Genomic DNA, 25,206 nt, shown 5'->3' with positions numbered 1-25,206 from the left:
GGGCTCTCTCCCCCCTTGCGGGGGAGAGTTGGAGAGAGGGGTAAGCCGCAAACACCGCCCGCGCGGCTTACCCCTCTCCCTAACCCTCCCCCGCAAGGGGGGAGGGAACCCACCCGTTCGTGCCTCCCTGACTCACGTTCAGCGCACGAGGCCGACACTCGGACCTGTGACCGCACTTCCTGATCAATCGTTGAAGTCGATGTGCTTGTCGTAGACGATCTTGCCCTTGTCGTTCTTCACGACATTGTAGCCGTGCAGACCGTCGCCGTTCTTGTCGAAATTATATTCGCCTTCGGCGCCGGCGAACTTCTGTGTCGCCAGGATGGCGTCGCGAACCTTGTTCGGATCGGTCGAGCCGGCCTTGTTGATCGCGGCCGACAGGATGGTGATCGCGTCGTACGGCCAGGCGCTCTGGTTGTCGGGCGCGGTCTTGTAGGCGTCGCGATAGGCCTTGCCGAATGCCTTCGCGGCATCGCTCGAGTCTTCGGCGAAGTCGGCGACACCGTAGGTGTTGAACAGCGCCGGGCCGGCGAGCTTGGTCGAGGACACCGCCACCACCGAGGGCGAACCGACCCAGGGGATGTTGACGCCGAGCTGGCGCAGCTGCCGGGCGAAGATGCCGAGGTCGTTCTCGAAGGTGAAGTAGGTGCCGAGCACATCGGCGCCGGACTGCTTCACGGCCAGCACCACCGGGGTGAAGTCCTGGCTCTGGTTGGCATAGCCCTGGTCGAGCACCGGCGGCGCGCCAAGCTTGGTCAGCGCTTCCGAGAGCGCCTTGCCGCCCGCGGTGCCGAACGCGTCGGTGGAATGGACGATCGCCCACTTCTTCTTGCCGAGCGTGTTGACGCCGAAGTCGGCGATCACGCGGCCGGAATAATTGTCGTTCGGGCGGAAGCGGAACAGCCAGGGATTGCCGGAATGGGTGAGATCGGGATTGGTGCCGCCGATCATGACAGGCTTGCCGACCTTGATCACGTCGGGCGCCATCGCCTGCACCTGGGTCGAGCGGATCGAGCCGAGGAAGGCGACGATGTCGGATTGCGCGGCGAGCTTGGAGAACGCCAGCACGATGCCAGGATTGGTGGTCTGGTCGTCCTCGATGACGAGCTCGACCTGCTTGCCGAGCACGCCGCCGGCCTTGTTGACCGCGGCGAGTGCCAGCTTGGCGCCGTTCTGGGCCCACAGCCCCTGCTCCGCGGCCGGTCCGGTTACCGGCACGCACATGCCGATCTTGATGGTCGCTCCTTGCGCCCAGGCGCTGCGCATCAGCGCGGGAGCAGCGAGACCTGCCGCCAAGCCGGCGGAAAACTCACGCCTCGTCAGTTTCATTCCATCCTCCCTGTGATGCGCCGAGCTTGATGCCGGCTGCGTTGAGACGAGCTGACGCGTCGATCTGTTGCCCTGTCCGCAGCCATCAATGGCGCGATGAACAAACATGGGTACCGCTGCAGCGCACAAGACGTGCAACGGCGGCCATCGATCTGGCGTTTGAAATAGCTAAACATGATTGCACATTGCACGCAATAGCCAAAAGTTCGCTGGTAACGGTGCGTAAATGCCTGCTACGAGCGACCAAGACGCGATCGCGTGATAATGTGGCCTGCGGGCAGCCATCCATGTCGATTCCAAGAGCGAAATCGCAGACCAGACGGAAACAGCCGGCCTACGCGCTGATCAAGAGCGCATTGGCGAAGCACATCCGGACCGGCGCCGTTCCGCCCGGAACGGTTCTCTCCGAGTCGGCGATTGCGACCTTGTTCGGCTCAAGCCGCTCCCCGGTGCGGCAGGCCTTCGAGCAATTGGAGCACATCGGCCTGGTACGCCGGTTCGACGGCCGCGGCGTCATCGCGGGCAAACGCAAGGTCGAGCCGCGGCGCGTCCCGATCACGCCGGCAATGTTCGGGCTGACCGACGGCCCCGTCGACGCCGTGCGAAGCGACGCCTGGGACACGCTCTACTACAGGCTCGAACGCGAGATCATCTACCGGTCGCTGTTCGGACGTTTCCGCGTCAGCGAGCTCGCGCTGGCGCGGCACTTCCGGGTCGGACGCACAGTGGCACGCAATCTACTGCTACGTGCGCAGGCAATCGGAATCCTGGAGAAAGGCGCCAAGGCACATTGGTACGTGGTGCCGCTGGATGAGGAGCGCCTCCGCGACATCTTCGAGGTGCGCGCGACCCTCGAACCGCTGCTGCTCAAATCCGCGACGGCGCGGATTCCTGCCGCACTGCTTGACCGGATGGCGGAGCGGCTGCGCGAGGGGATTCAATTCCGCAGCCGCGTCGGCGTCGGCGAGCTCGACGAGATCGAAGGCGACCTCCATATTCGCTGCCTGGGCTACGGCGCCAATCGCGAGATGCTCGAAGCCCTCAAGCGCACCCACTGTGCCTTCGTGATCGGCAAGCACATTCAGGTCGCCCTGACCGCGCCGCAGATCGACTCCTTCATGGACGAGCATCTGGTGATTATCGACGCCTTGCGCGCGCGCGACGGCGACGCGGCGGCCGCGACCCTGCGCCGCCATATCGAGTGGTCCCACTCGAAGGTCGCGGGCTGGATTGCCGAATTCCGCGCCATCAACGTGATCTCGCGCGTGCCCTACATGGCCTGAGCGGCATTGCCGCGCATGATTGCAGCTTACTCGTCGGCCTCGACTTCGGCATCCTCGGCCGAGCCCATTCCGGCAAGGCTCGCCTCCAGCGCGCCGAGCATCTCCTGCAGTTCCGCAAGCTTGCGCGCGCCATAGCGTTTGGTGATCGCGGCGTAGATCACCTCCGATGTCGGCGCCACCGCCTCGATCAGCTTCAATCCCTTGGCGGAAATCGAGACCACCGCGCGCCGCGCGTCGTTCTCCGCCGCCTTGCGCTCGATCAGCGCGCGGCCCTCGAGATCGCGCAGGATGCGTGACAGGCTCGGGCCGAGCAGAAACGCCATACGGGCAAGCTCGGTGACCTCGATCTCCTCGACCGCGGTGAGCGCACGCAGTATCCGCCACTGCTGCTCGGTCAGCCCGTGATTGCGCAGCGACGGACGGAACTGCCGCATCACCGCTTCGCGCGCACGGAGCAGCGACATCGGCAGCGAGCGCGAGAACTCGCGCATCGGGGTCCGTCGCGCCGCCGCGTCGTCGCCCTGCTCCGGCCGGACCTCGTCCAATTTCTTGCGCGCCATTGACTAATCCACTGCGAAATTTTGCGCTGCAACATGCCCCGATTCAGTTTGCAGGAAATAACTTAACATGTTAATCATCTCCCGACATCCACTTTTGTGTAGCACGCATGGCCCTCTCCAAGGACGATATCAGCGCTGCCGCCGAGCGGCTCGACAATGCGGAAAAGACCCGCAAGCAAATCCGCCAGCTGTCGCTGGAATACCCCCGCATTAGCCTCGAAGACGCCTACGCGATTCAGAAGGCCTGGGTCGAGATGAAGGTGGCGCAGGGCCGCGTCGTCAAGGGTCACAAGATCGGCCTGACCTCGAAGGCAATGCAGAGCGCGCTCAATATCGACGAGCCCGATTCCGGCATCCTGCTCGACGACATGTTCTTTGCCGATGGCGGCCTCGTGCCGAGCGACCGCTTCATCGCGACCCGCGTCGAGGCCGAACTCGCCTTCGTGATGAAGCATCGTCTCGCCGGACCGGACTGCACGCTGTTCGACGTGCTCAACGCCACCGACTTCGTGGTGCCGGCGCTGGAAATCCTGGATACACGGGTCGAGCGCGTCGATCCCGAGACGAAGGCGACGCGCAAGATCTTCGACACCATCGCCGACAACGCCGCCAATGCCGGCATCGTGCTCGGCGGCCGGCCGATCCGCCCGCTGGAGGCCGACCTGCGCTGGATCGGCGCGCTGTGCTTCCGCAACGGCCAGCTCGAGGAGACCGGTCTCGCCGCCGGCGTGTTGAACCATCCGGCGACGGCGGTGGCGTGGCTCGCCAACAAGATCGCGCCGAACGGGTTGGCGCTGGAGGCCGGCCAAATCGTGCTGGCGGGCTCGTTCATCCGTCCGATCGAGACCCGCAAGGGCGACACCATCCAGGCCGATTACGGACCGTACGGTTCCGTGAGCTGCTACTTCGCCTGACGCACCCCGCAGGAGCGCTGCATGCCGCATTTCACGCTTGAATATTCTGCCAATCTCGACGGCCTCGTCGACATGGGCGCAACCGTCGAACTGGTCCGCAAGGCCGCGGTCGAGACCGGCATCTTCCCGCTCGGCGGCATCCGCGTCCGCGCGGTCAGATGCGAACACTATGCGATCGCCGACGGCCGCAAGAATTACGGCTTCCTCGACATGGTGCTGCGGCTCGGCGAAGGCCGCGACCTCGCCACCCGCAAGAAGGCCGGCGAGCACATCTTCAAGGCGCTGTCGGCCCATCTCGATCCGGTCTTCGCCAACAGCAAGTTCGCCTTGTCGTTCGACGTGCAGATCAACGACAAGGAAACCAGCTGGAAACGCAACAACATTCACGACGCACTGAAGGTGGAGACGGTCAATGGATAAAGCGACGGCGAAATCGTCAGCCGACGTGTTCCAGGCCAATCGCGATCGCGCCGGCCCGCTGCTCGCGAAGCTGAAGGCAGAAGGCATCGGCAATGTGATCGACGGCAAGGTCGTGCCGGCCGCCTCCGGCCCGACCTTCGAGACCAAATCGCCGATAGACGGCGCTGTGCTGGCGACGGTCGCGCGCGGCAATGCCGAGGATATCGACCGTGCCGCGAGCGCTGCGTCGAAGGCGTTCAAGGCCTGGCGCGACATGCCGGCGGCCCAGCGCCGCAAGCTCTTGCATCGCGTCGCCGATGCGATCGAGGAGCGCGCCGACGACATCGCGGTGCTCGAATGCATCGACACCGGCCAGGCGCACCGCTTCATGGCCAAGGCTGCGATCCGCGCCGCGGAGAATTTCCGCTTCTTCGCCGACAAATGCGGCGAAGCGCGCGACGGCCTCAACACCCCCTCGGACGAGCATTGGAACATCTCGACCCGCGTGCCGATCGGGCCGGTCGGCGTGATCACGCCGTGGAATACGCCGTTCATGCTGTCGACCTGGAAGATCGCGCCCGCGCTCGCGGCCGGCTGCACGGTGGTGCACAAGCCGGCGGAATGGTCGCCGGTGACAGCCGATATGCTGGTCAAACTCGCAAAACAGGCCGGCCTCCCGGACGGCGTGCTCAACACCGTGCACGGTTTCGGCGAGGAAGCCGGCAAGGCGCTGACCGAGCACCCCGCCATCAAGGCGATCGGCTTCGTCGGCGAGAGCGCGACGGGCTCGGCGATCATGGCGCAGGGCGCGCCGACCCTGAAGCGCGTGCATTTCGAGCTCGGCGGCAAGAACCCGGTGATCGTGTTCGACGACGCCGATCTCGACCGTGCGCTCGACGCCGTCGTGTTCATGATCTATTCGCTCAATGGCGAGCGTTGCACGTCATCGAGCCGGCTGCTGGTTCAGGAGAGCATCGCCGGCAAGTTCATCGAGAAGCTGACCGCGCGCGTGAAGGCGCTGAAGGTCGGTCACCCTCTCGATCCCGCCACCGAGATCGGGCCGCTGATCCATGAGCGGCACCTCGCCAAGGTGTGCAGCTATTTCGACGTCGCAAAGAAGGACGGCGCCACCATCGCGGTCGGCGGCAAGCCGCATGACGGTCCCGGCGGCGGCCATTATGTGCAGCCGACGCTGGTCACCGGCGCCAACGCGAACATGCGCGTCGCCCAGGAAGAGGTGTTCGGTCCGTTCCTGACCGTGATCCCGTTCAAGGACGAGGCCGACGCGATCGAGATCGCCAACGGCGTGCAATACGGACTGACCGGCTATGTCTGGACCGGCGACATGGGCCGCGCGCTCCGCGTCGCCGATGCGCTGGAGGCCGGCATGATCTGGCTCAATTCGGAAAACGTCCGCCATCTGCCGACCCCGTTCGGCGGCATGAAGTCGTCAGGCATCGGCCGCGACGGCGGCGACTATTCGTTCGACTTCTACATGGAAACCAAGCACGTCTCGCTCGCGCGCGGGACGCACAAGATTCAGAAACTGGGAATTTAACCAGCCGTCGTTCCGGGGCGATGCGCAGCATCGAACCCCAATTCGCAATTGCGAATTGTGGAACCTCGAGATTCCGGGTTCTCGCTTCGCGAGCCCCGGAATGACGACAAAGATTGAGGAAACACCGATGCCCGTTCCGACCCACGTCTTCGATCCGCCGTTCAATATCATCCGCTGCAGCCACGCCGTGCTCGACGTCACGGACCTCGACAAGAGCGCTGCCTTCTACGAGAAGACGGTCGGCCTCCATATCGAGGACCGCGACGACAAGTCGGTCTATCTGCGCGCCAGCGAGGAGCACCAGCATCATTCGGTGGTGCTCCGCAAGGCGGCGAAGGCCGCCTGCAACCGGCTCGGCTTCAAGGTCGGCAATGACGGCGACCTCGACAAGGCCGCGTCCTTCTGCTCCGAGAACGGCATCACCTACGCCTTCGTCGACCAGCCGTTCCAGGGCCGCACGCTGCAATTCACCGATCCGTTCGGCTTCCAGATCGAGCTCTACGCCACGATGGAGAAGCGCCCGCATCTCTTGCGGCGCTACGACCTCTACAAGGGCTGCCATCCGCAGCGGCTCGACCATTTCAACGTGTTCGCCGCCGAGGTGCAGGACACCGTCGATTTCTACGCCCGGCTCGGCTTCCGCCTCACTGAATATGCCGAGGAGGACGGCGACAACGGCCGCATCGCAGCCGCCTGGATGCACCGCAAGGGCAATGTCCACGACTTCGCCATCACCAACGGCAAGGGTCCCCGGCTGCACCACATCGCCTATTGGGTGCCGACCGCGATGAACATCGTGCATCTCTGCGACGTGATGGCCTCCTCCGGTTTCCTCAAGAACATCGAGCGTGGTCCGGGCCGGCACGGCATCTCCAACGCCTTCTTCCTCTACATCCGCGATCCCGACGGCCATCGCATCGAGCTCTACACCAGCGACTATTTCACCGGCGATCACGATCACGAACCGCTGCGCTGGTCGCTGCGCGATCCGCGCCGCCAGACGCTGTGGGGCGCGCCGGCGCCGCGCTCCTGGTTCGAGGAAGGCTCGACCTTCGCGGGCCAGGCGGTGCGCGAGCCGCGCTTCGTCGCTGACGTGCTGGTTGCGGATTGACGGAGAATTTGATGTCAGCCCCTCGCCTCGCTACCTATTCCGTCAACGGCGCAACCAAATATGGCGCCGTCACCGACAGCGGCATCGTCGACCTCTCCGCGCGCTTCGCCAAGGACTACCCGACCCTGCGTGAAGCGATCGCCGCCGGCGCGCTGACGAGGCTCGTGGAGGACGTCGCCAAGCGCGCACCCGACCACGCGCTCGACGCGGTTGCCTGGCAGCCGCCGATCCCCTCTCCGGACAAGATCATCTGCATCGGCGTCAACTATCCGGACCGCAATGCCGAGTACAAGGACGGCTCGGATGCGCCGAAATACCCCAGCATGTTCCTGCGGGTGCCGCGTTCCTTCGTCGGCCACAACACACCGGTGGTGCGGCCGCGCATCTCGCCGCAGCTCGACTATGAGGGCGAGCTCGTGCTGGTGATCGGCAAGGCCGGCCGGCACATCGCCGAGAGCACAGCACTCGATCACATCGCCGCGATCACGCTCTGCAATGAAGGCACCATCCGCGACTGGGTGCGCCACGCCAAGTTCAACGTCACCCAGGGCAAGAACTTCGATTCCACCGGCAGTCTCGGCCCGTGGATCGTGCCCTACACCGGCGAAGCGCAGATCGCCGATATCCGCCTGACCACGCGGGTCAACGGCGAAGTCAGGCAGGACGACCGCACCTCACGCTTGATCTTCGGCTTCCGCTACCTCATCAACTACATCTCGACCTTCACGACGCTGGTTCCCGGCGACATCATCGTCACGGGAACGCCGACCGGCGCGGGGGCGCGGTTCGATCCGCCGCGCTATCTGAAGCCCGGCGATGTCGTCGAGGTCGAAGCCGAAGGCGTCGGCGTTCTGCGCAACGGCGTCGTCGACGAAGCCAACTAGACTCACAAGCAAGTGGACAGTGCCATGACCTCAACATCCGGCGGCGAAGCGATCGTCAACGGCCTCGTCGCCCACGGTGTCGACACCGTGTTCGGCCTGCCCGGCGCGCAGATCTACGGCCTGTTCGACGCCTTTCACCAGGCGCAGCTCAAGGTGATCGGTGCGCGGCACGAGCAGGCCTGCGGCTACATGGCGTTCGGCTACGCCCGCTCCAGCGGCAGACCCGGCGTGTTCAGCGTGGTACCCGGCCCCGGCGTGCTCAACGCCTCGGCGGCGCTGCTGACCGCGTTCGGCTGCAACGAGCCGGTGCTGTGCCTGACCGGCCAGGTGCCGACCCAATTCCTGGGCAAGGGCCGCGGCCATCTGCACGAGATGCCGGACCAGCTCGCGACGCTGCGCACTTTCGTGAAATGGGCGGAGCGGATCGAATACCCCGACAACGCGCCCGCGATCGTGTCACGCGCATTCCAGGAGATGCTGTCGGGCCGCCGCGGCCCCGCCTCGCTTGAGATGCCGTGGGACGTATTCACCCAGCGCAGCCAGGTCGCTTCCGTGAAGCCGTTCGACCCGTTGCCGGCGCCGCAACCCGATCCGGATCGGATCAAGGCGGCGGCCGATCTGATTGCCGGCAGCAAGGCGCCGATGATCTTCGTCGGCAGCGGCGCCATCGAGGCGCGCGAGGAGATCCTCGAGCTTGCCGAGATGAGCGACGCGCCGGTGGTTGCATTCCGCAGCGGCCGCGGCATCGTCTCCAACGCGCACGAGCTCGGGCTCACGATGGCCTCCGCCTACAAGCTCTGGCCGAAGACCGACCTGATGATCGGCATCGGCACGCGGCTGGAGCTGCCGACGATGTCGCGCTGGCCCTATCAGCCGGCCGGGCTGAAGTGCGTGCGCATCGACATCGATCCGGTCGAGCTGCGCCGCTGGCCGGCCGATGCCGGCGTGATCGCCGACGCCAAGGCCGGCACCGCCGACCTCGTCGCGGCCGTCCGCAAGGTGGGCTACAGCAAGACCTCGGGCCGCCGCGCCGCAATCCGCGAGGCGACCGCCGCCACCGAGCAGGAGATCCAGCGCATCCAGCCGCAGATGGCCTACCTGAAGATCCTGCGCGAGGTGCTGCCGGCCAACGCTATCGTCACCGACGAGCTGTCGCAGGTCGGCTTCGCCTCCTGGTATGGCTTTCCGATCTACGAGCCGCGGACGTTCGTCACCTCGGGCTATCAGGGCACGCTCGGCTCGGGCTTTCCGACTGCGCTCGGCGCCAAGGTCGCCAACCCGAACAAGCCGGTGGTCGCGATCACCGGCGACGGCGGCTTCATGTTCGGCGTGCAGGAGCTCGCCACCGCGGTGCAGTTCAGGATCGGCGTCGTGACGCTGGTGTTCAACAACAATGCCTACGGCAATGTCCGCCGCGACCAGCGCGAGCGCTTCGACGGCCGCGTCGTCGCCTCCGACCTGGTCAATCCTGACTTCGTCAAGCTCGCGGAATCCTTCGGCGCCGGCGCCGCGCGCGTCACCTCGCCCGATCACTTCCGCCCCGTGCTGGAGAAGGCGCTGGCCGATGGCGGGCCCTACGTGATCTCGGTGGAAGTGCCGACGGATTCGGAAGTCAGCCCTTGGGCCTTCATTCACCCGGCGCGGAATAACTAAGCTAAACGCGCTTTGCGCCGCGTTGCAGCCGCGACGCGGCGATCACGAGCAGGCCGGCGCCGGCGACCGACCAGCAAGCGACCGGCGCCCAGTGCACCAGCGGCGCATAGTCCGGCAGCTTCTGCAGGCCGCCCGCAACTGCCGCCATCCGCGCAAAGGTCGCGAGCGCCAGCGCGGAGAAGACGAGGCCGGTGACCTTGCCTTCGGCGCCGGTCTCGCCGATCGCAAGCGCCGCAGACACCGCGCTCATCAGCATGCAGCCCCAGGCGGCTCCCGCCATGAACTGCGCCACGATCAGGACATTGAGGCTGCCGGCGATCTCGGCGGCGACGATCGCGAAGGCGCCGAGCAGCCCCGCTGCGCCCATCACGATCAGGCCGCCGCGATGCTTGACGACGATGCTCGCCGGAAACATCGCGACGTTGAAGCCGATCCAGAACACCGGCATCAGCCATTGCAACTCATTTGATTTGGCAAAGCGCAAATAGAATGGTGCGCTGTTGATGTTGAAGTGCAGCTGATAGCCGAGCGAGAGCAGCACCATCGACCCGATCAGGAACATCGGCACCGCCCCGAGCCGCTTAGCCGGCGGTGCAAGCCGCTCGGGCTGTACCTCCTCGGCGATGCGGCGCTCGATCCCTGAAAACGCGAGCGCAGTCAGTAGCAGCACGGCGCCCGACAGCACGAACGGCAGCCGCGCATCATGATCGCGCAGCACGACCCCGAGATAGGGCGAGAGCGCGCCCGCGATGCCGTAACCCAGCATCGCCAGTGCCGCGAGGAACGGGACCGATGGTTGTGCGCGATACTTGCCGAGCAAGGTCAATGGCGGTGCGCGCAAAGCCGACGATGTGACAGCCCAGATCACGATCAACACGATCAGCCAGAATTTCGCGCCCGGCCCGGTGCCGGCGACGTAGGGCAACGCGATGAAGGCGGCGCAGGAGATCGCGGCAAGAACGCCGACGAACACGCCGAGACGGCCGACTAGGCTTGCAATTCTGTCGGCGGCCATGCCCGTCGCGGTGTCGGTGACGGTGAAGATGCCCTGGTCCAGCATCAGGATCAGGATGACGGTCGACGGCGCGATTCCGACATCGGCACACAGCTTCGGCAGAAAGATCAGGTAGGTGGTCCAGCCCAGCGTGAAGACGAGCTGCAGCACGGCGAGATAGACGCCGGTGCGATTGACGGCGCGGTCGGCCCTGGTGGTCATCAGCTCAGTTTAGACCAGCTCTCCCATTTGCGGGAGGCCCTTAGCCTGACTGAAGCGACGAAGCAAAGGTACGAGCTGCCAAAAATATCGAAAACAACCCCATGCAAAGGAGCAAGCGGCCGCCAGCACTCGGAAAAGCGCTTGACGCGTCGGGCAACTCAGTTGCATACTTCCATTATTCCGAAATAATACAGCCACCCTCCGCAACGCAATGGCTAGCGTACCTTGCGGAAGGTCAGATTGATGCGCTGGCGGCCGAGCACGCTGTGCTCGCCATCAGCGAGCGCCGCGACGCCGTGATAAAATAACCGTGACGGCCCGCCCCACACCGCAACATCGCCATGTTCAAGTCTGTAGCGGCGCGGCGTGTCGCTGCGCTTCAGGCCGCCGAACAGGAAGATTGCCGGCAACCCGAGCGAGATCGAGACAATCGGCGCGCCGTAATCGAGCTCGTCCTTGTCCTGATGCAGCGACAGCTTTGCGCCGGGGACGTAGCGATTGATCAGGCAGGCCTGTGGCGCAAAACCGTTGAAGCCGGCCTCGGCAGCGGCAACGGCGGCGAGCCTGCACAACACGTCCGGCATCGCCGGCCAGTTCTGTCCTGAGTCAGGATCGATCGGATCATAGCGATAACCGCTGGGATCGGAGACCCAGCCGACGCTGCCGCAATTGGTCATGGCGACCGACATGCGGTGGCCGCCCGGCGTGATCAGATGCCGGAACGGCGCCTGCTTGACGATCACGCGCAGAGCCGGGATCAGCTCGGCCTCGAACGGCCGGACAAAGCCGCGCAACAGCACCGCACCGTCAGCGATCGTCTCGCGCGGCGGCCGCGCATCGCCAACCATTTCGAACAGATCAGCAGCCACGCCTCTCTCGCACTCACTTCGCGTCGTGGAAGATCACACCGACGGTGTGGCGATGGCCGGTGCGAATCCGGCTGACGCCGTGGCGCAGATTGACACGATAGGGCCCGCGTGTCCCCTGCACCGGACGATGATGCACGGCAAACGCCACCGCATCGCCCTTCGTCAGCGGCACCACCTCGGGCCGCGACTGCATCCGCGGCCGCTGCTCGGTCAGCACGAACTCGCCGCCGGTGAAATCACGTCCCGGCTGCGACAGCAGGATCGCGACCTGGATCGGAAACACGTGCTCGCCGTAGAGATCCTGGTGCAGGCAATTGTAGTCGCCTTCGCCATATTGCAGCAGCAGCGGCGTCGGCCGCGCCTGCCCGGCGTCATGGCAGCGCTTCAGGAATGCCGTGTGGGATGGGGGATAGCTGATCTCGATCCCCATCGTCTGGTTCCAGCGATTGGCAGTCGCGGTCAGCCGCGCATACAGCGCCGGCCGCAGCTCCGCGATCAGGTCCGGCAGCGGATAGGAGAAGTATTTGTACTCGCCGCGGCCAAAGCCGTGGTGGCCCATCACGACCTTGCTGCGAAACCGGCTATCGTCGGGATAGAGCGCGGCGATGGCATCGCATTCCTCAGCCGTCAGCAGGCCGCCCAGAACGGCGCAGCCCTGCCCGTCGAGGTCGGCCGTGATCTGGTCCCAGGGGAGCCCGTCGACACGGGCTGGGACGCCAATGGCTGGGCTGCGGGTGATGGTTTTGGCTGTTGCTGTCATGGGCCGAAATCTGGCCCTTCATCCCGGCCCGCGCCACCCGATTTCCGAGTGGAATGTTTCAAGATCGCCGCCACATTCACGGCGTCGTCCCGGCCTTCGCCGGGACGACGCGCGGAGAGAGTATTCGTCCGCTCTATGACGGCACGCGCGGAAAGAATTTAGCCCCGCACCGGCAGCGTGATCACGTCGTAGCCGTGGCCGATCTTCCGCTTCAGCACCGGGTCTTCCAGCTCGAACTCGAAGCGGCTGGCGGGACGGATGCCGCCCTTGGCCGCGAAGGTGCCGCCGAACATGGCGCAGCCATCGGGCAGCACGCCGTTGTCGAAACCGCGCGCGATCAGGTCCTTCACCGGCAGCATGTGATCGAGCGTGCCTTCCTGATAGAGCACGCGCTCGCCGCCGATCGTGGCCCAGGAGCGCAGCACCAGCTGGTCCCAGTGGCCGATGACATCTTCGAGCTCCCAGAGTTCGGAAGCGACCGGCTTGTCGCACATCTGCTTCGACACCGTGACGCTGTAGCTCTCGACCTTGCGGTCGGTATGATCCGAGCCGCAGCCGACGAAGGTGCGGCCCTGCCAGCCGATCAGCACGAACTCGACCTCGCCGCTCGAATCCTCGCCGCAGACTTCGATGGTGTCGGCGAATGTGAGCCGGCGCGCCGAGCAGCGGTAGTAGATCGGCGTGGTCGCCGGCCGCGCGATGCCAAGCGCTTCGAGCTCGGCGATATGCTTGTCGCGCGCCACCGGATCGCGGCCGGTCCAGCCGGCGATCACGGCCTGCCTGATTTCGAGCGTGAGCGGCGTAGCGACGCCCTTGTCGTCGACATTGAAGGTGAGATCAAACACGGATGACGGTCTCCATTCCGGCCGCGAGCTCGAAGATGCGGCGATCCGAACCGCCCGCGGCGGCGAGCATCAGGCCGACCGGCGCCTCTCCCTCGCGATGCGCGGGCAACGAGATGGCGCAGCCATCGAGCGTGTTGATCAGCGAGGGGTTGCGCAGCGCGCGCAGGTTCTCGGTGGCGAACGCCTTGTCGTCGGCGAGGCTGGCGATGCTCGGCGGCAGGTTCGCGGTGGTCGGCAGCACCAGCGCATCATAGGGCGCGATCCGCTTCTCGGTGCGGGCGATGAAGGAACGGCGCGCATTGAGGAGGTCGATATAGTCGGCAGCGAGGAACCCTTCGCCGCGCTGGATGCGCACGGCGACGCGCGGATCGTAGATGTCGCCCTTGCTCGCCAGCAGGAAGCGGTGCCAGGCATAGCTCTCGGCTGCGGCAAAGCCGCCCTTGGCGTTCATGACGCCGACGTCGAGCAGCTCAGGCACCTCGATGTGCTCGACCAGCGCGCCGGCGCGCGACAACGCCGCGAGCGCGCGCTCGAAGGTTTTTGCGACCGCATCGTCAAGGTCGTCGAGCGCGACCGTGGACGGCACCGCGAGCCGCATGCCCTTCACCGGACGCGGAGTGACCGGCGTCACCGGCTCATCGGCCAGCACCGCATCGAGCGCGGCACAGCAGGCGACTGAATTGGCCAGCGGGCCGTAGCTGTCCAAGGTGAACGACAGCGGCACGCCGCCATCGAGCGGAATCCGGCGCTGCGTCGGCTTGTAGCCGACGATGCCGTTGAACGCGGCCGGGATCCGGCAGGAGCCGCCGGTGTCGGTGCCGAGCGCGCCGAACGCCATGCGGTCGGCGATCGAGACCGCAGCACCCGAGGACGACCCACCGGGCACATGGCCGACGCTCCGGTTCCAGGCGCTCTTCGGCGTGCCGTAATGCGGATTGATGCCGATGCCCGAATAGGCGAACTCGGTCATGTTGGTGCGGCCGATCACGATAAAGCCGGCGCGCTTGAGCCGCGCCACGACAGGCGCGTCGACATCAGCCGGCGCCGAATCCTCCAGCGCCCGGGAGCCCGCGCGCGTCACCTGCCCCTTGATGTCGAACAGGTCCTTGATCGAGACCGGAATGCCGGCAAAGGGCGACGGCGCGGCATTGGCCTTGCGCAGCCGGTCCATCGCATCGGCGGCGTCGAGCGCGGCTTCGCGGTCGACATGGATGAAGGTGCGCTGGCCCTCGCCGGCGGGATCGGCAATTTTGGCGATGCACTGCTCGACGAGCTTGCGGGCGGAGGTCGCGCCGCTGGCGAGATCGGCGGCAAGGGAGGCGAGTGTCGGATTCTGCGGCATGGCTTTCACTTCGTGACTGATGGCTGATTGTCACCCGGATTGCCGTCGATTTCCAGATCGAGCAGCGCCGAGCTCAGTGATTTACCATGCGCATCGAGCGCGAGCGATCGCGTCACCCCGCCGCCAAGCGTTCCGGTCATCACGAAGTTGAGCGCCGAGATGCCGGGAAGCTCGTAGCGGGTCACCCCGCCTTCGACCACGCCGGCAAAATGCGCCTTGACCCGCTCGCTCGTCACCTGCGCCAGCAGCAGCGGGTAATGCCTGGGATCATAGGCAATCACCGAAATGTTCGATGTGTTGCCCTTGTCGCCGGTGCGGGAATGGGCGATCTCGCGCAACTTCACATCAGGCTCCCACGAAGCGGATTTGCGGTTTTGCCAGTTCGCGCGGCAGCAGGACCGAGGCAACCGCGACGACGTCGCGCGCCGATTTCCAGGCGCCGCCACCCGCCGCCGGGCCGTTTGTGTAGAGCGTCTCGACCTCGTTGCCGATGCGAACCGCCTCACGGAGATTCTCGGTGCGGCCGGTCACGCGGACCCGGACCTCATAGGGCTCGTTTGCGACGGCGGAGACCTCGGGACCGTGCAGGGCATCGATTCCGATCAGGTCGAACCGCAACTCGCTTGTGGCCACACCGGTCAGCTTCAACCGCTCGCGGACGATCTCCAGCGCGAGCCGGCCACGCGCCAGGGCGCCGGGTCCGGCATAGGAGATCTGCCCTTCGCCGATATAGCTGTCGACATAGCCGACCGACACCTTCAGCGTCTCGGTGCGCCTGGTGCCACGGCCGCCGCTCACACGGACACGGTCGGGGCCGATCTCCTCGACGGTCACCTCGGAGAAATCCGCAACCACGTCCGGCTGCAGATATCTGGCCGGATCATGAACCTCATAGAGCAATTGCTCCTTGCAGGTCTGCGCGGTGACCGCGCCGCCGCTGCCGGCGACCTTGGTCACGACCAGCGAGCCGTCTTCACTGACCTCGCCGATCGGAAAACCGAGCCGCGCAAGGCCGGCGACATCCTTGTAGCCGGGATCGGCAAAATAGCCGCCGGTGATCTGACCGGCGCATTCCAGAAGATGGCCGGCGACCGTGCCCTGCCCCAGCAGATTCCAGTCATCCATCTTCCAGCCGAATGCGTGAATCATCGGCGCCAGGAACAGCGCCGGATCGGACACTCGCCCTGTGATCACAATATCGGCGCCGGCATTCAGCGCTTCCGCCATCGGCTCCGCACCAAGGTAGGCATTGGCCGACAACAGCCGGTTGCCGAGTTGCCCGATCGTGCCGTCGAACTCCATGATGGGAAGATCGCCGGCCTTGCAGGCATCAAGCACGTCGTCGCCGACGACAGCCGCGACTTTCAGCGACGCCAGCCCGAGCGACTTCGCGATCTCGGCGGTCTTGAGTGCCGCGGCCTCGGGATTGGCCGCGCCCATATTGGTGACAATCTTGATGCCCTTCCCGGCACAGAGCGGCAGCACGGCGCGCATCCGTTCCTCGAGCAGCGGATCATAACCGCTCTGCGGATCCTTCATGCGCGCCTGCTGCGCCAGCGCGACCGTGCGCTCGCCGAGGCATTCGAACACGAGGTAATCGATCCCACCCTTTTCGGCGAGCTCGACCGCAGGCTCGATCCGGTCACCCGAATAGCCTGCGCCAGATCCGATCCTGATCGTCCGCATCACTTCAATCCGAAGTACGCCCGGTGCAGCTCTTCATTGCCGCTCATCTCGGCAACCGAGCCGGAGAAGCGGATGCGTCCGCCTTCCAGCACAAATACGCGGGTGGCAATCTCAAGAAAACCGATATTTTGCTCGGCGATCAAGAGCGCCAATCCGCGGCCCTGCAGGCTGGACAGCGCACGGAGCACCTCCTTGACAAACAGCGGCGACAGCCCGGCCGAAGGCTCGTCCATCACCAGGAGCTTCGGCTCGGCCGACAACGCCTTGGCGATGCCGAGCATCTTGCGCTGGCCGCCCGACAGGCTGGAGGCGGGATCGCGGCGCTTGTCGCGCAGCACCGGGAACAGGCCGTACAGTTCGTCGACCCGCGCACCCGGATTGGCATGACCCAGCGCCTGCGCGCCGACGCGGATGTTCTCCTCGATCGACAGATCCGGAAACACCGCGAGCTCCGACATGTAGGTCATGCCGCGTTTCATGCGATCCGACGATCGCATTCGGGTGATGTCCTCGCCGCCGAGCTTGATGTGGCCGTTGCGGGCCTCGATCAGGCCGACCAGCGATTTCAGGAAGGTGGTCTTGCCCGCGCCGTTGGCGCCGAGCAGCAGCACGGTCTCGCCGGGGCGAACGTCGAGATCGACGCCCCACAAGACCTGCATGGTGCCGTAGCCGGCATCGACGCGCTTTGCGTCAAGAAGTGGCTTGGCGTCCAGAAGCGGCGCTGCATCAGTGGGCATGCTCGCCTCCCAGAAACACTTCGATCACCTGCGGCTCGCGCACCGCGGTGGCAAGCGTACCCTCGAAGATCTCCTTGCCCGCATTGAGCACGATGACGCGGTCGGTGATCTGTTCGATGAAGCCCATCAGATGCTCGACCACGATGATCGCCATGCCGGTCGCGGCCAGCGCCTTGATACGCCCGGCGATCCAGTCGAGCTCCGCCGGGTTGAGGCCGGCCGCGAGTTCGTCGAGCAGCAGCAGCCGCGGCCGTGTGGCGAGCGCGCGGGTCAGATCGAGCATCTTCTGCTGTGCGCTGTTGAGATCGGCGGCGGGACGGTCGGCGACCTCCTTGAGCCTGTATTCCTCGAGCAACTCGGCAATCGATGGCGCGCCGGTCGCGCCGCCATAGGCCAGCGCCACCTGGATGTTCTCGCGCACTGTGAGCGACAGGAACGGTTTCGGCACCTGGAAGGTGCGGTTGATACCGCGGTGCACGAGCCTGTGCGAGGCGACGCCGCCGGCGGACGCGCCGTCGAACACCACTTCGCCGCCGTCGGGCGCATAAAGGCCGGAGATCACGTTGATCGCCGTGGTCTTGCCCGAGCCGTTCGGACCGACGAGGCCGAGAATCTCGCCGGGTACGACATGGAAGCTGAGGCCGTCGAGCGCGTGGAAGCCGCCGAAGCGCTTGATCAGCTTCGAGACCTCGAGGATGGGGGCTTTCTCAAGGGACATGCCACCCCCTGCGCGTTGCCAGCGACACCAGTCCTGCGGGCAGGAACAGCACCAGGCCCATGATCAACAGGCCGTAGATCAACTGGAAATATTGCGGCGTGGTGAAGCCGATCAGATTGTAGATGCCGTAGAGGATCAGCACGCCGACAATCGGTCCGGTGATGGTGGCGACGCCGCCGAACAGCGCGAACACGATCGCGAAGATCGAGAACTCGCCGGAGAACACGTTGTCGGGATAGAACACCGAGACATACCAGGCGTAGATGCCGCCCGCGAGGCCCGCGACCAGTGCCGAGGCCAGCCAGGCGATCACGCGCATCTTCACGATATTGACGCCGGCCATCGAGGCCGACACCGCATCCTCGCGCACGGCCTGCAGCGCGAGCCCGAACGGCGAGTTCTTCAGATACACCACCGCACCGACGGTCAGCGCCATCACCACGACAGCCGCATAATATGCGTGCGTCGGATTGAACGTGCCGGTGAGCGACACGCCGTACGGCCCCTTGGTGATCCCCTCCAGCGCCGGGTTGGCGACGAAGTGCAGCACCGCGAGCGAGGCCGCGAGGTTGGCGATCGCAAAATACGCACCCGATAGCCGCAGCAGCGGCGTCAGAAGCAGGCCGAGCAGAACCGCGACGCCGCCGCCGACCAGCACGGCGAACGGCGCCGGCATGTGCAGATGCATCACCATGATGGCAAAGCCATAGGCGCCGGCCCCGAAGAAGCCGACATAGCCGAACGGCAGATAGCCGGTGAAACCATAGATGATGTTCACGCCTTGCGCGAGGATCAGGAAGATCACGAAGTTGAACAGCAGCAGATGGTTTTGATAGACGCCGGGCAGCAGTGCGAACACCACCACCAGCGGCGCCAGGATGAACAGCAGGTGTTTCGAGGCGTTATGCAACGCGCACCCGCCTTCCGAGCAGACCGCTCGGGCGCAACAACAGGATCACGATCAGCAACACATAGGGCAGCAAGTCGGCCCAGGAACTGAGATAGGTCTGCACCAGCATGTAGCAGAGACCGTAGACGACACCGCCGAGCGCGGTGCCGAGCGGATTGCCGAGCGAACCCAGCACGACGATCGCAAACGACGTCACCGTCGCATCGGCGCCGAAGGCCGGCGTCACCGAGCCGAACATGAAGGGAGCGAACACGCCGGCGACCGCAGCGATCCCGAGGCCGATGCCGAACGCCGCAGCCGAGACGCGATCGACGTCGATGCCGGTCGCCAAGGCCTCGTCGCGGCGCGACATCACCGCGCGCGTCAGGGTGCCGAGCCGCGTGTGATAGAGATAGAGATAAACCAGCGCGATCGCGATCAGGCTGGTGATGGCGGCGATCACCCAGGGCGCGGGAAAGCCCTGGCCGAAGATCTGGATCGGCCCAGCGCCACCGGCCTTGCCGCCGAACCACTTCACCTTGATGGTCGTGAACACGGTGCCGAGCAGCCGGCTCTGGATCGAGCGCTCGCTGGTGCCGGCGAAGATCGTGGTGATGGCTTCGATCACCTGCGAGAGGCCGAAGAACAGGATGATCGACAGCATTTCCGGATTGGCCGAGCCCTGCAGCCGCGGCACCAGCACCCAGTACAGCAGCACGCCCGCCAGCACGAAGACCACGAAGGCCAGCGGCACCGCGAACAGCGGGTCGATGCCGGCGATGCCGACCACGCCGAGCGCGATGAAGGCGCCCAGCATCAGGATGTCGCCATGCGCAAGATTGACGATGCGCATGACGCCGAACACGAGATTGAGACCGATGCCGACCAGGCTGAAATACAGCCCGAACAGCACGCCGGCAACGAGCGCATAGGTCATGCTACCGCTCGCCGCCGAACGTTACGCCTGCCACTTCAGACTGCATCACGGCGCCGGATAGATCGGCTTGCCGGTGGCGGTCTCGTGCGGGTAGATCGAGACGAACTTGATGTGATCGTGCTCGTCGACCGTGAGCTGGCCGAGCGGCGTCAGTTCGCCGATCTGGCCGCCGGTCTCGTCCAGCGCGAAGGTGCCGTCCAGCGTCTTGAGCTGGCCGCTCAGCGAGAACACCGCGCGGCGCAGCTCCATCTGGTCGAGGCTGGTCGCAACCGACAGCGTCTTCTCGATCACCAGCGCAGTGGTGTAGCCGGCCACCGCGTTGAAGCCGAACTCCATCTTGCCGTCGTTGTACTTCTTGGTCCAGGCGGCGCGGAAATCCTTCATGTTCATCCCGAAATTGACGGGATAGTCCAGCTCGGACGGCGGCACATAGGTCCAGATGTGCTCCAGCCCCTTGGCGCCGACGTTCTTCTCGAGCAGCTCGGTCTCGAGACCGGCGTAGATCGCGAACAGCATCTTGAACTTGGTGCCGACGTCCTGGACGTTGCGCAGGAAGGCGATGTCGTTCGGCGCATAGCCGAAATGGATCACCGCGTCGGGATTGGCGTTGCTGATGTTGTTGATGATGACGTTGTAGTTGGTGGTCTCGGTCGGAACGCCCTGGTCGTAGACGATCTCGATCGGCGCGCCGGACTCCTTGACGAACTTGCGGAACGCGTTGGCCTGGGTGCCGGTGAACTCGTTGGTCGAATAGAGAATCGCGACCTTCTTGATGCCGAGGCCCGGGCCGTCGTGGCTGATGAAGTCGGCGACCGGCTTCGGCCAGACCGTCGACACCGGGTCGGCCATCAGCGCGATGTAGGGATTGTCCTTGGAGAAGAAGCTCGCGCCGGTGCCGGTCTGGTCGAACAGGAACATCTTGTGATCGCGCGCGATCGCAACCGCGGGCGCCGTCAGCACCGATCCGGAATCGGCGACCAGGAGGTCGACCTTATCCTGGGTGACGAGCTGGTTATAAAGCGTCGCGGCGGTCGCCGTGTTGCTCTGGTCGTCATAGGAGACGAGCTTGATCGGGATCTTCTTGTCGAACGCCTTCACGAAGACGCCACCCTCGGCGTTCTTCTGCTCGACCCACAATTTCAGCGAGCTGTAGACCGGCATCGAGATCGAGGCGTAGCGCCCCGAGGATGCGTAGAGCGTGCCGATCTTGATCTCCGACGGTGCGTCGGCGGCCACTGCCTGCGTAACGCCGGCCTGCGTGGCAAATGCGAGGCTGGCAGCGAGTGCCGCGCCGATGATCCTCAGCATCATATTATTCCTCCCCGGGTATCTCTGACGTGTCTGGGCGTGTCTTGGACGCGGCCCTTCTACGCGCCGGATCGAAGCGACACAAGCATCGCGGCCTTAGCAATTGTGCGAGGGGCGGAATATGCGGCATGCGCAGGACACAGGCCGCTGCGCGGTGCATGGATGGACCGTTGACGGGCCTCGGTTCAATGGCGCATCAAGACTGGAACGATTTCGGGAGGAGACATCAGACATGGCCGAGCCCGCGCGCGCGAAACCAAAACCGACGCCCGAGACCCAGCATTTCTGGGACGGCACCAAGGCCGGCGAGCTGCGTCTGCAGCGCTGCGACGCCTGCGCCAATGTCTACTTTCCGCCGCGGCCGTTCTGCCCCTCCTGCGCCTCGCGCAAGGTCTCCGTCTTCAAGGCCAGCGGCAAGGGCAAGCTCTACAGCTATGTCATCAACCATCGCCCCGCCGCACCCGGCTTCACGCCGCCTTATGCGATCGCGGTCGTCGAGCTCGACGAGGGTCCGCGCATGATGAGCAACATCATCGATTGTCCGCAGACGCCGGAAGCGCTCGAGCTCGACATGCCGCTCGAGGTCGCCTTCGAGGCACTCGACGACAAGATCACGCTTCCCTTGTTCCGTCCGGCGAAGGGGTAACGCGATGCGCAGGAACCAGGTTGCCGTCGTCGGTGCGGCCGAAACCACCGAACTCGGCGTCATCCCCAACATGTCGCAGATCCAGCTGCACGCGGACGCGGCGCTGAATGCGATCGCGGATGCCGGCCTGAAGCTGTCGGACATCGACGGCTTCGCCACCGCCGTCGAGACCCCGCAGCAGATGGCGCACTATCTCGGCATCACGCCGACCTGGGTCGACGGCACCTCGGTCGGCGGCTGCTCCTTCATGCTGCATGTCCGCCACGCCGCGGCCGCGATCGAGGCCGGGCTCTGCAAGACCGTGCTGATCACGCACGCCGAGAGCGGCAAGTCGATGATCGGCAAGCAGCCGCGCTTCACCGCACCCGACAGCCTCAACGGGCAATTCGAGGCACCGTTCGGCGTCTACGGCCCGCCGAGCATGTTCCCGATTCCCGTGCTGCGCTTCATGAAGACGCACGGCATCACCCATGAGCAGCTTGCGATGGTCGCGGTCGTGCAGCGCGAATGGGCGGCGAAGAATCCGCGCGCGACCATGAAGGATCCGATCACGGTCGCCGACGTGCTGAATTCGCGGATGATCGCCTATCCGTTCCGGCTGCTGCAATGCTGCCTCGTCACCGACGGCGGCGGCGCGCTGATCCTCACCTCGGCCGACCGCGCCAAGGATTTCCCGCGGAAGCCGGTCTACATCCTCGGCACCGGCGAGAGCGTGGAAACACCGATGGTCAGCCAGATGAAGACGTTTGACAGTTCGCGCGCCTTCAAGGTGGCGGGCCCGCTCGCCTTCAAGGAAGCCGGCATCACCCACAAGGACGTCGATCATCTGATGATCTACGACGCCTTCGCGCATCTGCCGCTGTACGGCCTCGGCGACCTCGGCTTCATGCCCTATGAGGAAACCGGCAAGTTCATCGCCGACGGCAACACCCGCCCCGGCGGCAAGCTGCCGCTCAACACCAATGGCGGCGGCCTGAGCTACATGCACTCCGGCATGTACGGCATGTACGCGCTGCAGGAGAGCGTGCGGCAGATGCGCGGCATCGCGCCGGCGCAGGTGCCGAACGCCAAGATCTCGGTCTGTCACGGCGTCGGCGGCATGTTCGCCGCGTCAGGCACGATCATCTTTACGAACGAGAGGTAACAACCTCCGTCATTCCGGGATGGTCCGAAGGACCAGACCCGGAATCTCGAGATTCTCAGGTGCGCAATTGCGCAACATAGTTCGCACTTCGTGTACCCCGGAATGACGGAATAGATAGGAGAACCCACATGGCAAAATCACTGCAGGATAAGGTCATCATCGTCACCGGCGCGGGCCGCGGCATCGGCCGCGAGATTGCGCTGCTTTGCGCGGCGGAAGGCGCCAAGGTCGTGGTCAACGATCCCGGCGGCGCGTCCGATGGCGCCGGCACCAGCGCCGCGCCCGCCGAGGAGGTCGTCGAGGAGATCAAGAAGCGTGGCGGCACCGCGGTCGCCAATTTCGAGTCGGTGGCGGAAGCGATTCCCGCCAGCAAGATCGTGAAGACCGCGACCGATCACTTCGGCCGGCTCGACGGCGTCGTCAACAATGCCGGCATCCTGCGCGACATGATCTTCCACAAGATGAGCGTGGAAGCCTTCGAGGCCGTCATCAAGGTACATCTGATGGGCTCGTTTTACGTCAGCCACGCCGCGGCGCGCATCTACCGCGAGCAGGAGTCGGGCTCGTTCGTGCACTTCACCTCGACCTCCGGCCTGATCGGCAATTACGGCCAGGCCAACTACGCCGCCGCCAAGCTCGGCATCGTCGGCCTGTCGAAATCGATCGCGCTCGACATGGGCCGCTTCAACGTGCGTTCGAACTGCGTGTCGCCGTTCGCCTGGACCCGCATGATCGGCACCATCCCGACCGAGACCGACGCCGAGAAGGCGCGCGTCGAGAAGATCAAGCAGATGGGCCCGGAGAAGATTGCGCCGGTCTGCGCCTATCTGCTGTCGGATGCCGCCAAGGACGTCACCGGACAGATCTTCGGCGTGCGCATGAACGAGATCTTCCTGTTCGGCCAGCATCGTCCGGTGCGCTCGGTGCATCGCGGCGAAGGCTGGACGCCCGAGACCATTGCCGAACACGGCATGCCGGCGCTGAAGGGATCGTTCGCCAAGCTCGACCGCTCGGCCGACGTCTTCACCTGGGATCCGATCTGAGACCCTCATGGTGAGGAGGCGCAACGCGCCGTCTCGAACCCATGAGGCCCGTGGCCCATCCTTCGAGACGCCGCTTGCGCGGCTCCTCAGGATGAGGTCCGCGATCTAACAGTTTTATGAATTGGTCGCCTCCGCGAAACAGCGGAGGCGACACACTCTTTGGTTGTTTCTTCATAGCGCGCCCGCATTGTGCCTGAATTGCGGGGGTAAGATCGTCCTCCCGATAACAAGAAACCTGGGAGGACTTTCGTGATCAATCCTAGCAACACAGAGAAACACGAGGGCGACGGAACGAAGGCGTTCGACCGTCGAACGATTTTGCGCGGCGCAACCGCGCTTGCTGCAACCGCGCTGGCCGCATCCGATGCCGCAGCGCGCGACTTCGGCCCCAATGCGGAGCCGCAGCGCTATCCCGATCCTGATATCGTCGTGATCGACGACAAGCGCTTCAAGGCCAAGGTCGGCAACACCGCGATCAAGCGGCTGTACACCGGCTGCCTCTGGGCCGAAGGCCCGGCGTGGAACGCGCAGGGCCAGTATCTGGTGTGGAGCGACATTCCCGCCAACCGGCAGTTGCGCTATCTCGACGATGACGGCCACATCTCCGAGCAGTTCCACAAGCCGTCGAACGAGGCCAACGGCTCGACCTTCGATTTCGAGGGCCGCCAGATCACCGCCGAGCGCACGCGGCTGGTGCGCTACGAGCACGACGGAACCGTGACGTCATTGGCCGAGCAGGCCAACGGCAAGCAGCTCAACGGGCCGAACGACATGGTCGTGCATCCCAACGACAAGTCGATCTGGTTCACCGATCCCGGCTACGGCGCGATCTCGATCTATGAGGGCCAAGTGGCCGGCACCGGTTCGAAGCAGCCCTACCAGAAGGAAGCGGTCTACCGCATCGATGCTGCGACCGGGCAGATCACCAAGGTGGCCGACGAGCCGTTCAAGCCGAACGGCATCGCCTTCAGCCACGACTACAAGAAGGTCTATGTCTGCGACACCGGCATCACGCATTATCCGAACGCGAAGAACATCGTCTGGCAATACGATCTCAACGGCGACAAGCTCTCCAACCCGCGCACGCTGATCGACATGACGCTGGATGGCAAGTCGGGCTTCCCGGACGGCATGCGTGTCGACATCGACGGCAACATCTGGGTCGGCGCCGGCTGGGTCGGACCAGGCTATGACGGCGTGCAGGTGTTCGCGCCCGACGGTCAGCGGATCGGCCAGATCCTGCTGCCGGAAACCTGCGCCAACCTCACCTTCGGCGGCAAGAAGCGCAACCGTCTGTTCATGACCGCGAGCCAGTCGCTCTATGCGGTGTATGTGGAGACGCGGGGAGCGCACAACTGCTGATCTAACCGTCGTC

The 25,206-nt window shown here is 65.0% G+C and carries 25 protein-coding genes; 11 read left to right on the top strand and 14 right to left on the bottom strand.

The window, feature by feature from the left end:
- Positions 1-183 precede the first annotated feature (183 nt).
- A complete protein-coding gene (locus ACVILL_RS26300) occupies positions 184-1,329 on the bottom strand; it encodes an ABC transporter substrate-binding protein (RefSeq protein WP_456731693.1) in 1,146 nt (381 codons plus the stop codon).
- A 29-nt stretch (positions 1,330-1,358) separates the two neighbouring features.
- Here ACVILL_RS26300 and ACVILL_RS26295 point away from each other — a divergent pair, with 29 nt between their 5' ends.
- Positions 1,359-2,612 (top strand): GntR family transcriptional regulator, encoded by a 1,254-nt coding sequence (locus ACVILL_RS26295; protein WP_456731692.1) that lies wholly within the window; start codon positions 1,359-1,361, stop codon positions 2,610-2,612.
- A gap of 26 nt (positions 2,613-2,638) precedes the next feature.
- Here ACVILL_RS26295 and hpaR read toward each other — a convergent pair whose 3' ends face one another.
- Positions 2,639-3,172 (bottom strand): homoprotocatechuate degradation operon regulator HpaR, encoded by a 534-nt coding sequence (gene hpaR / locus ACVILL_RS26290; RefSeq protein WP_456731691.1) that lies wholly within the window; start codon positions 3,170-3,172, stop codon positions 2,639-2,641.
- 107 nt (positions 3,173-3,279) lie between these two features.
- On the opposite strand from hpaR, the gene hpaH reads away from it, so the two are divergent.
- From hpaH to ACVILL_RS26260, 6 genes are all read left to right on the top strand, one after another.
- Positions 3,280-4,086 (top strand): 2-oxo-hept-4-ene-1,7-dioate hydratase, encoded by an 807-nt coding sequence (gene hpaH / locus ACVILL_RS26285; RefSeq protein WP_456731690.1) that lies wholly within the window; start codon positions 3,280-3,282, stop codon positions 4,084-4,086.
- Between the two features lie 21 nt (positions 4,087-4,107).
- The gene (locus ACVILL_RS26280; RefSeq protein ID WP_456731689.1) at positions 4,108-4,506 is read left to right on the top strand and encodes a 5-carboxymethyl-2-hydroxymuconate isomerase; all 399 of its coding nucleotides are present in this window, start codon (positions 4,108-4,110) and stop codon (positions 4,504-4,506) included.
- Positions 4,499-6,043, top strand: coding sequence for a 5-carboxymethyl-2-hydroxymuconate semialdehyde dehydrogenase (gene hpaE / locus ACVILL_RS26275; RefSeq protein WP_456731688.1), 1,545 nt, complete (start codon positions 4,499-4,501; stop codon positions 6,041-6,043). The genes ACVILL_RS26280 and hpaE overlap by 8 nt, the downstream gene beginning before the upstream one ends.
- 127 nt (positions 6,044-6,170) lie before the next feature.
- Complete coding sequence (gene hpaD, locus ACVILL_RS26270; RefSeq protein WP_456731687.1) at positions 6,171-7,154, top strand: 3,4-dihydroxyphenylacetate 2,3-dioxygenase; 984 nt, start codon at positions 6,171-6,173, stop codon at positions 7,152-7,154.
- A gap of 11 nt (positions 7,155-7,165) precedes the next feature.
- Positions 7,166-8,038, top strand: coding sequence for a fumarylacetoacetate hydrolase family protein (locus ACVILL_RS26265; protein WP_456731686.1), 873 nt, complete (start codon positions 7,166-7,168; stop codon positions 8,036-8,038).
- A 24-nt stretch (positions 8,039-8,062) separates the two neighbouring features.
- Positions 8,063-9,691 carry a thiamine pyrophosphate-dependent enzyme gene (locus tag ACVILL_RS26260; RefSeq protein ID WP_456731685.1) on the top strand — a complete coding sequence of 543 codons (1,629 nt, stop codon included), beginning with the start codon at positions 8,063-8,065 and terminating at the stop codon, positions 9,689-9,691.
- Position 9,692: 1 nt separating this feature from the next.
- On the opposite strand, the gene ACVILL_RS26255 is transcribed toward ACVILL_RS26260, so the two are convergent.
- The 12 genes from ACVILL_RS26255 to ACVILL_RS26200 form a co-directional block, all read right to left on the bottom strand.
- The gene (locus ACVILL_RS26255; protein WP_456731684.1) at positions 9,693-10,907 is read right to left on the bottom strand and encodes an MFS transporter; all 1,215 of its coding nucleotides are present in this window, start codon (positions 10,905-10,907) and stop codon (positions 9,693-9,695) included.
- A 215-nt stretch (positions 10,908-11,122) separates the two neighbouring features.
- Positions 11,123-11,776: a DNA oxidative demethylase AlkB gene (alkB, locus tag ACVILL_RS26250; protein ID WP_456731683.1), complete on the bottom strand. Its 654-nt coding sequence runs from the start codon at positions 11,774-11,776 to the stop codon at positions 11,123-11,125.
- 13 nt (positions 11,777-11,789) lie between these two features.
- Positions 11,790-12,536, bottom strand: a complete 747-nt coding sequence (locus tag ACVILL_RS26245; RefSeq protein ID WP_456731682.1) for a 2OG-Fe(II) oxygenase — start codon at positions 12,534-12,536, stop codon at positions 11,790-11,792.
- Between the two features lie 158 nt (positions 12,537-12,694).
- The gene (locus ACVILL_RS26240; RefSeq protein ID WP_456731681.1) at positions 12,695-13,381 is read right to left on the bottom strand and encodes a DUF2848 domain-containing protein; all 687 of its coding nucleotides are present in this window, start codon (positions 13,379-13,381) and stop codon (positions 12,695-12,697) included.
- Positions 13,374-14,723: an amidase gene (locus tag ACVILL_RS26235; RefSeq protein ID WP_456731680.1), complete on the bottom strand. Its 1,350-nt coding sequence runs from the start codon at positions 14,721-14,723 to the stop codon at positions 13,374-13,376. Before ACVILL_RS26235 ends, ACVILL_RS26240 begins: the two co-directional genes overlap by 8 nt.
- Before the next feature lie 5 nt (positions 14,724-14,728).
- The gene (locus tag ACVILL_RS26230) at positions 14,729-15,067 is read right to left on the bottom strand and encodes an AtuA-related protein (protein ID WP_456731679.1); all 339 of its coding nucleotides are present in this window, start codon (positions 15,065-15,067) and stop codon (positions 14,729-14,731) included.
- Between the two features lies 1 nt (position 15,068).
- Positions 15,069-16,409, bottom strand: a complete 1,341-nt coding sequence (locus ACVILL_RS26225) for an acyclic terpene utilization AtuA family protein (protein WP_456731678.1) — start codon at positions 16,407-16,409, stop codon at positions 15,069-15,071.
- The gene (locus ACVILL_RS26220; protein ID WP_456731677.1) at positions 16,409-17,146 is read right to left on the bottom strand and encodes an ABC transporter ATP-binding protein; all 738 of its coding nucleotides are present in this window, start codon (positions 17,144-17,146) and stop codon (positions 16,409-16,411) included. The genes ACVILL_RS26225 and ACVILL_RS26220 overlap by 1 nt, the downstream gene beginning before the upstream one ends.
- Positions 17,136-17,864, bottom strand: coding sequence for an ABC transporter ATP-binding protein (locus tag ACVILL_RS26215; RefSeq protein WP_456731676.1), 729 nt, complete (start codon positions 17,862-17,864; stop codon positions 17,136-17,138). The genes ACVILL_RS26220 and ACVILL_RS26215 overlap by 11 nt, the downstream gene beginning before the upstream one ends.
- On the bottom strand, positions 17,854-18,774 hold the full coding sequence (locus tag ACVILL_RS26210) for a branched-chain amino acid ABC transporter permease (RefSeq protein WP_456731675.1): 921 nt from the start codon (positions 18,772-18,774) through the stop codon (positions 17,854-17,856). The genes ACVILL_RS26215 and ACVILL_RS26210 overlap by 11 nt, the downstream gene beginning before the upstream one ends.
- A complete protein-coding gene (locus ACVILL_RS26205; protein WP_456731674.1) occupies positions 18,767-19,690 on the bottom strand; it encodes a branched-chain amino acid ABC transporter permease in 924 nt (307 codons plus the stop codon). The genes ACVILL_RS26210 and ACVILL_RS26205 overlap by 8 nt, the downstream gene beginning before the upstream one ends.
- Positions 19,691-19,735: 45 nt before the next feature.
- Positions 19,736-21,001: an amino acid ABC transporter substrate-binding protein gene (locus ACVILL_RS26200; RefSeq protein WP_456731673.1), complete on the bottom strand. Its 1,266-nt coding sequence runs from the start codon at positions 20,999-21,001 to the stop codon at positions 19,736-19,738.
- Positions 21,002-21,230: 229 nt separating this feature from the next.
- Here ACVILL_RS26200 and ACVILL_RS26195 point away from each other — a divergent pair, with 229 nt between their 5' ends.
- The 4 genes from ACVILL_RS26195 to ACVILL_RS26180 all read left to right on the top strand — a co-directional run bounded on the left by ACVILL_RS26195 (position 21,231) and on the right by ACVILL_RS26180 (position 25,193).
- The gene (locus ACVILL_RS26195; RefSeq protein WP_050420086.1) at positions 21,231-21,644 is read left to right on the top strand and encodes a Zn-ribbon domain-containing OB-fold protein; all 414 of its coding nucleotides are present in this window, start codon (positions 21,231-21,233) and stop codon (positions 21,642-21,644) included.
- Positions 21,645-21,648: 4 nt separating this feature from the next.
- Positions 21,649-22,788: a thiolase C-terminal domain-containing protein gene (locus ACVILL_RS26190; RefSeq protein WP_456731672.1), complete on the top strand. Its 1,140-nt coding sequence runs from the start codon at positions 21,649-21,651 to the stop codon at positions 22,786-22,788.
- Positions 22,789-22,916: 128 nt separating this feature from the next.
- Complete coding sequence (locus ACVILL_RS26185; RefSeq protein ID WP_456731671.1) at positions 22,917-23,831, top strand: SDR family oxidoreductase; 915 nt, start codon at positions 22,917-22,919, stop codon at positions 23,829-23,831.
- Between the two features lie 249 nt (positions 23,832-24,080).
- Positions 24,081-25,193: an SMP-30/gluconolactonase/LRE family protein gene (locus ACVILL_RS26180; protein ID WP_456731670.1), complete on the top strand. Its 1,113-nt coding sequence runs from the start codon at positions 24,081-24,083 to the stop codon at positions 25,191-25,193.
- Positions 25,194-25,206: the final 13 nt, after the last annotated feature.

It is taken from the genome of Bradyrhizobium sp. USDA 3364 (assembly GCF_054056355.1).
This window is presented reverse-complemented; position numbering and strand designations above follow the sequence as displayed.

What these genes read in the sequence shown, in the direction of transcription:
- ACVILL_RS26205 (WP_456731674.1), bottom strand. Translation starts at nt 19,690, where the DNA reads ATGACCTATGCGCTCGTTGCCGGCGTGCTGTTCGGGCTGTATTTCAGC.
- hpaE (WP_456731688.1), top strand. Translation starts at nt 4,499, where the DNA reads ATGGATAAAGCGACGGCGAAATCGTCAGCCGACGTGTTCCAGGCCAAT.
- hpaR (WP_456731691.1), bottom strand. Translation starts at nt 3,172, where the DNA reads ATGGCGCGCAAGAAATTGGACGAGGTCCGGCCGGAGCAGGGCGACGAC.
- ACVILL_RS26225 (WP_456731678.1), bottom strand. Translation starts at nt 16,409, where the DNA reads ATGCGGACGATCAGGATCGGATCTGGCGCAGGCTATTCGGGTGACCGG.
- ACVILL_RS26260 (WP_456731685.1), top strand. Translation starts at nt 8,063, where the DNA reads ATGACCTCAACATCCGGCGGCGAAGCGATCGTCAACGGCCTCGTCGCC.
- ACVILL_RS26255 (WP_456731684.1), bottom strand. Translation starts at nt 10,907, where the DNA reads ATGACCACCAGGGCCGACCGCGCCGTCAATCGCACCGGCGTCTATCTC.
- ACVILL_RS26235 (WP_456731680.1), bottom strand. Translation starts at nt 14,723, where the DNA reads ATGCCGCAGAATCCGACACTCGCCTCCCTTGCCGCCGATCTCGCCAGC.
- ACVILL_RS26245 (WP_456731682.1), bottom strand. Translation starts at nt 12,536, where the DNA reads ATGACAGCAACAGCCAAAACCATCACCCGCAGCCCAGCCATTGGCGTC.
- ACVILL_RS26195 (WP_050420086.1), top strand. Translation starts at nt 21,231, where the DNA reads ATGGCCGAGCCCGCGCGCGCGAAACCAAAACCGACGCCCGAGACCCAG.
- ACVILL_RS26190 (WP_456731672.1), top strand. Translation starts at nt 21,649, where the DNA reads ATGCGCAGGAACCAGGTTGCCGTCGTCGGTGCGGCCGAAACCACCGAA.
- ACVILL_RS26280 (WP_456731689.1), top strand. Translation starts at nt 4,108, where the DNA reads ATGCCGCATTTCACGCTTGAATATTCTGCCAATCTCGACGGCCTCGTC.
- hpaH (WP_456731690.1), top strand. Translation starts at nt 3,280, where the DNA reads ATGGCCCTCTCCAAGGACGATATCAGCGCTGCCGCCGAGCGGCTCGAC.
- ACVILL_RS26265 (WP_456731686.1), top strand. Translation starts at nt 7,166, where the DNA reads ATGTCAGCCCCTCGCCTCGCTACCTATTCCGTCAACGGCGCAACCAAA.
- ACVILL_RS26215 (WP_456731676.1), bottom strand. Translation starts at nt 17,864, where the DNA reads ATGTCCCTTGAGAAAGCCCCCATCCTCGAGGTCTCGAAGCTGATCAAG.
- hpaD (WP_456731687.1), top strand. Translation starts at nt 6,171, where the DNA reads ATGCCCGTTCCGACCCACGTCTTCGATCCGCCGTTCAATATCATCCGC.
- ACVILL_RS26295 (WP_456731692.1), top strand. Translation starts at nt 1,359, where the DNA reads ATGCCGGCTGCGTTGAGACGAGCTGACGCGTCGATCTGTTGCCCTGTC.
- ACVILL_RS26185 (WP_456731671.1), top strand. Translation starts at nt 22,917, where the DNA reads ATGGCAAAATCACTGCAGGATAAGGTCATCATCGTCACCGGCGCGGGC.
- ACVILL_RS26300 (WP_456731693.1), bottom strand. Translation starts at nt 1,329, where the DNA reads ATGAAACTGACGAGGCGTGAGTTTTCCGCCGGCTTGGCGGCAGGTCTC.
- ACVILL_RS26200 (WP_456731673.1), bottom strand. Translation starts at nt 21,001, where the DNA reads ATGATGCTGAGGATCATCGGCGCGGCACTCGCTGCCAGCCTCGCATTT.
- ACVILL_RS26220 (WP_456731677.1), bottom strand. Translation starts at nt 17,146, where the DNA reads ATGCCCACTGATGCAGCGCCGCTTCTGGACGCCAAGCCACTTCTTGAC.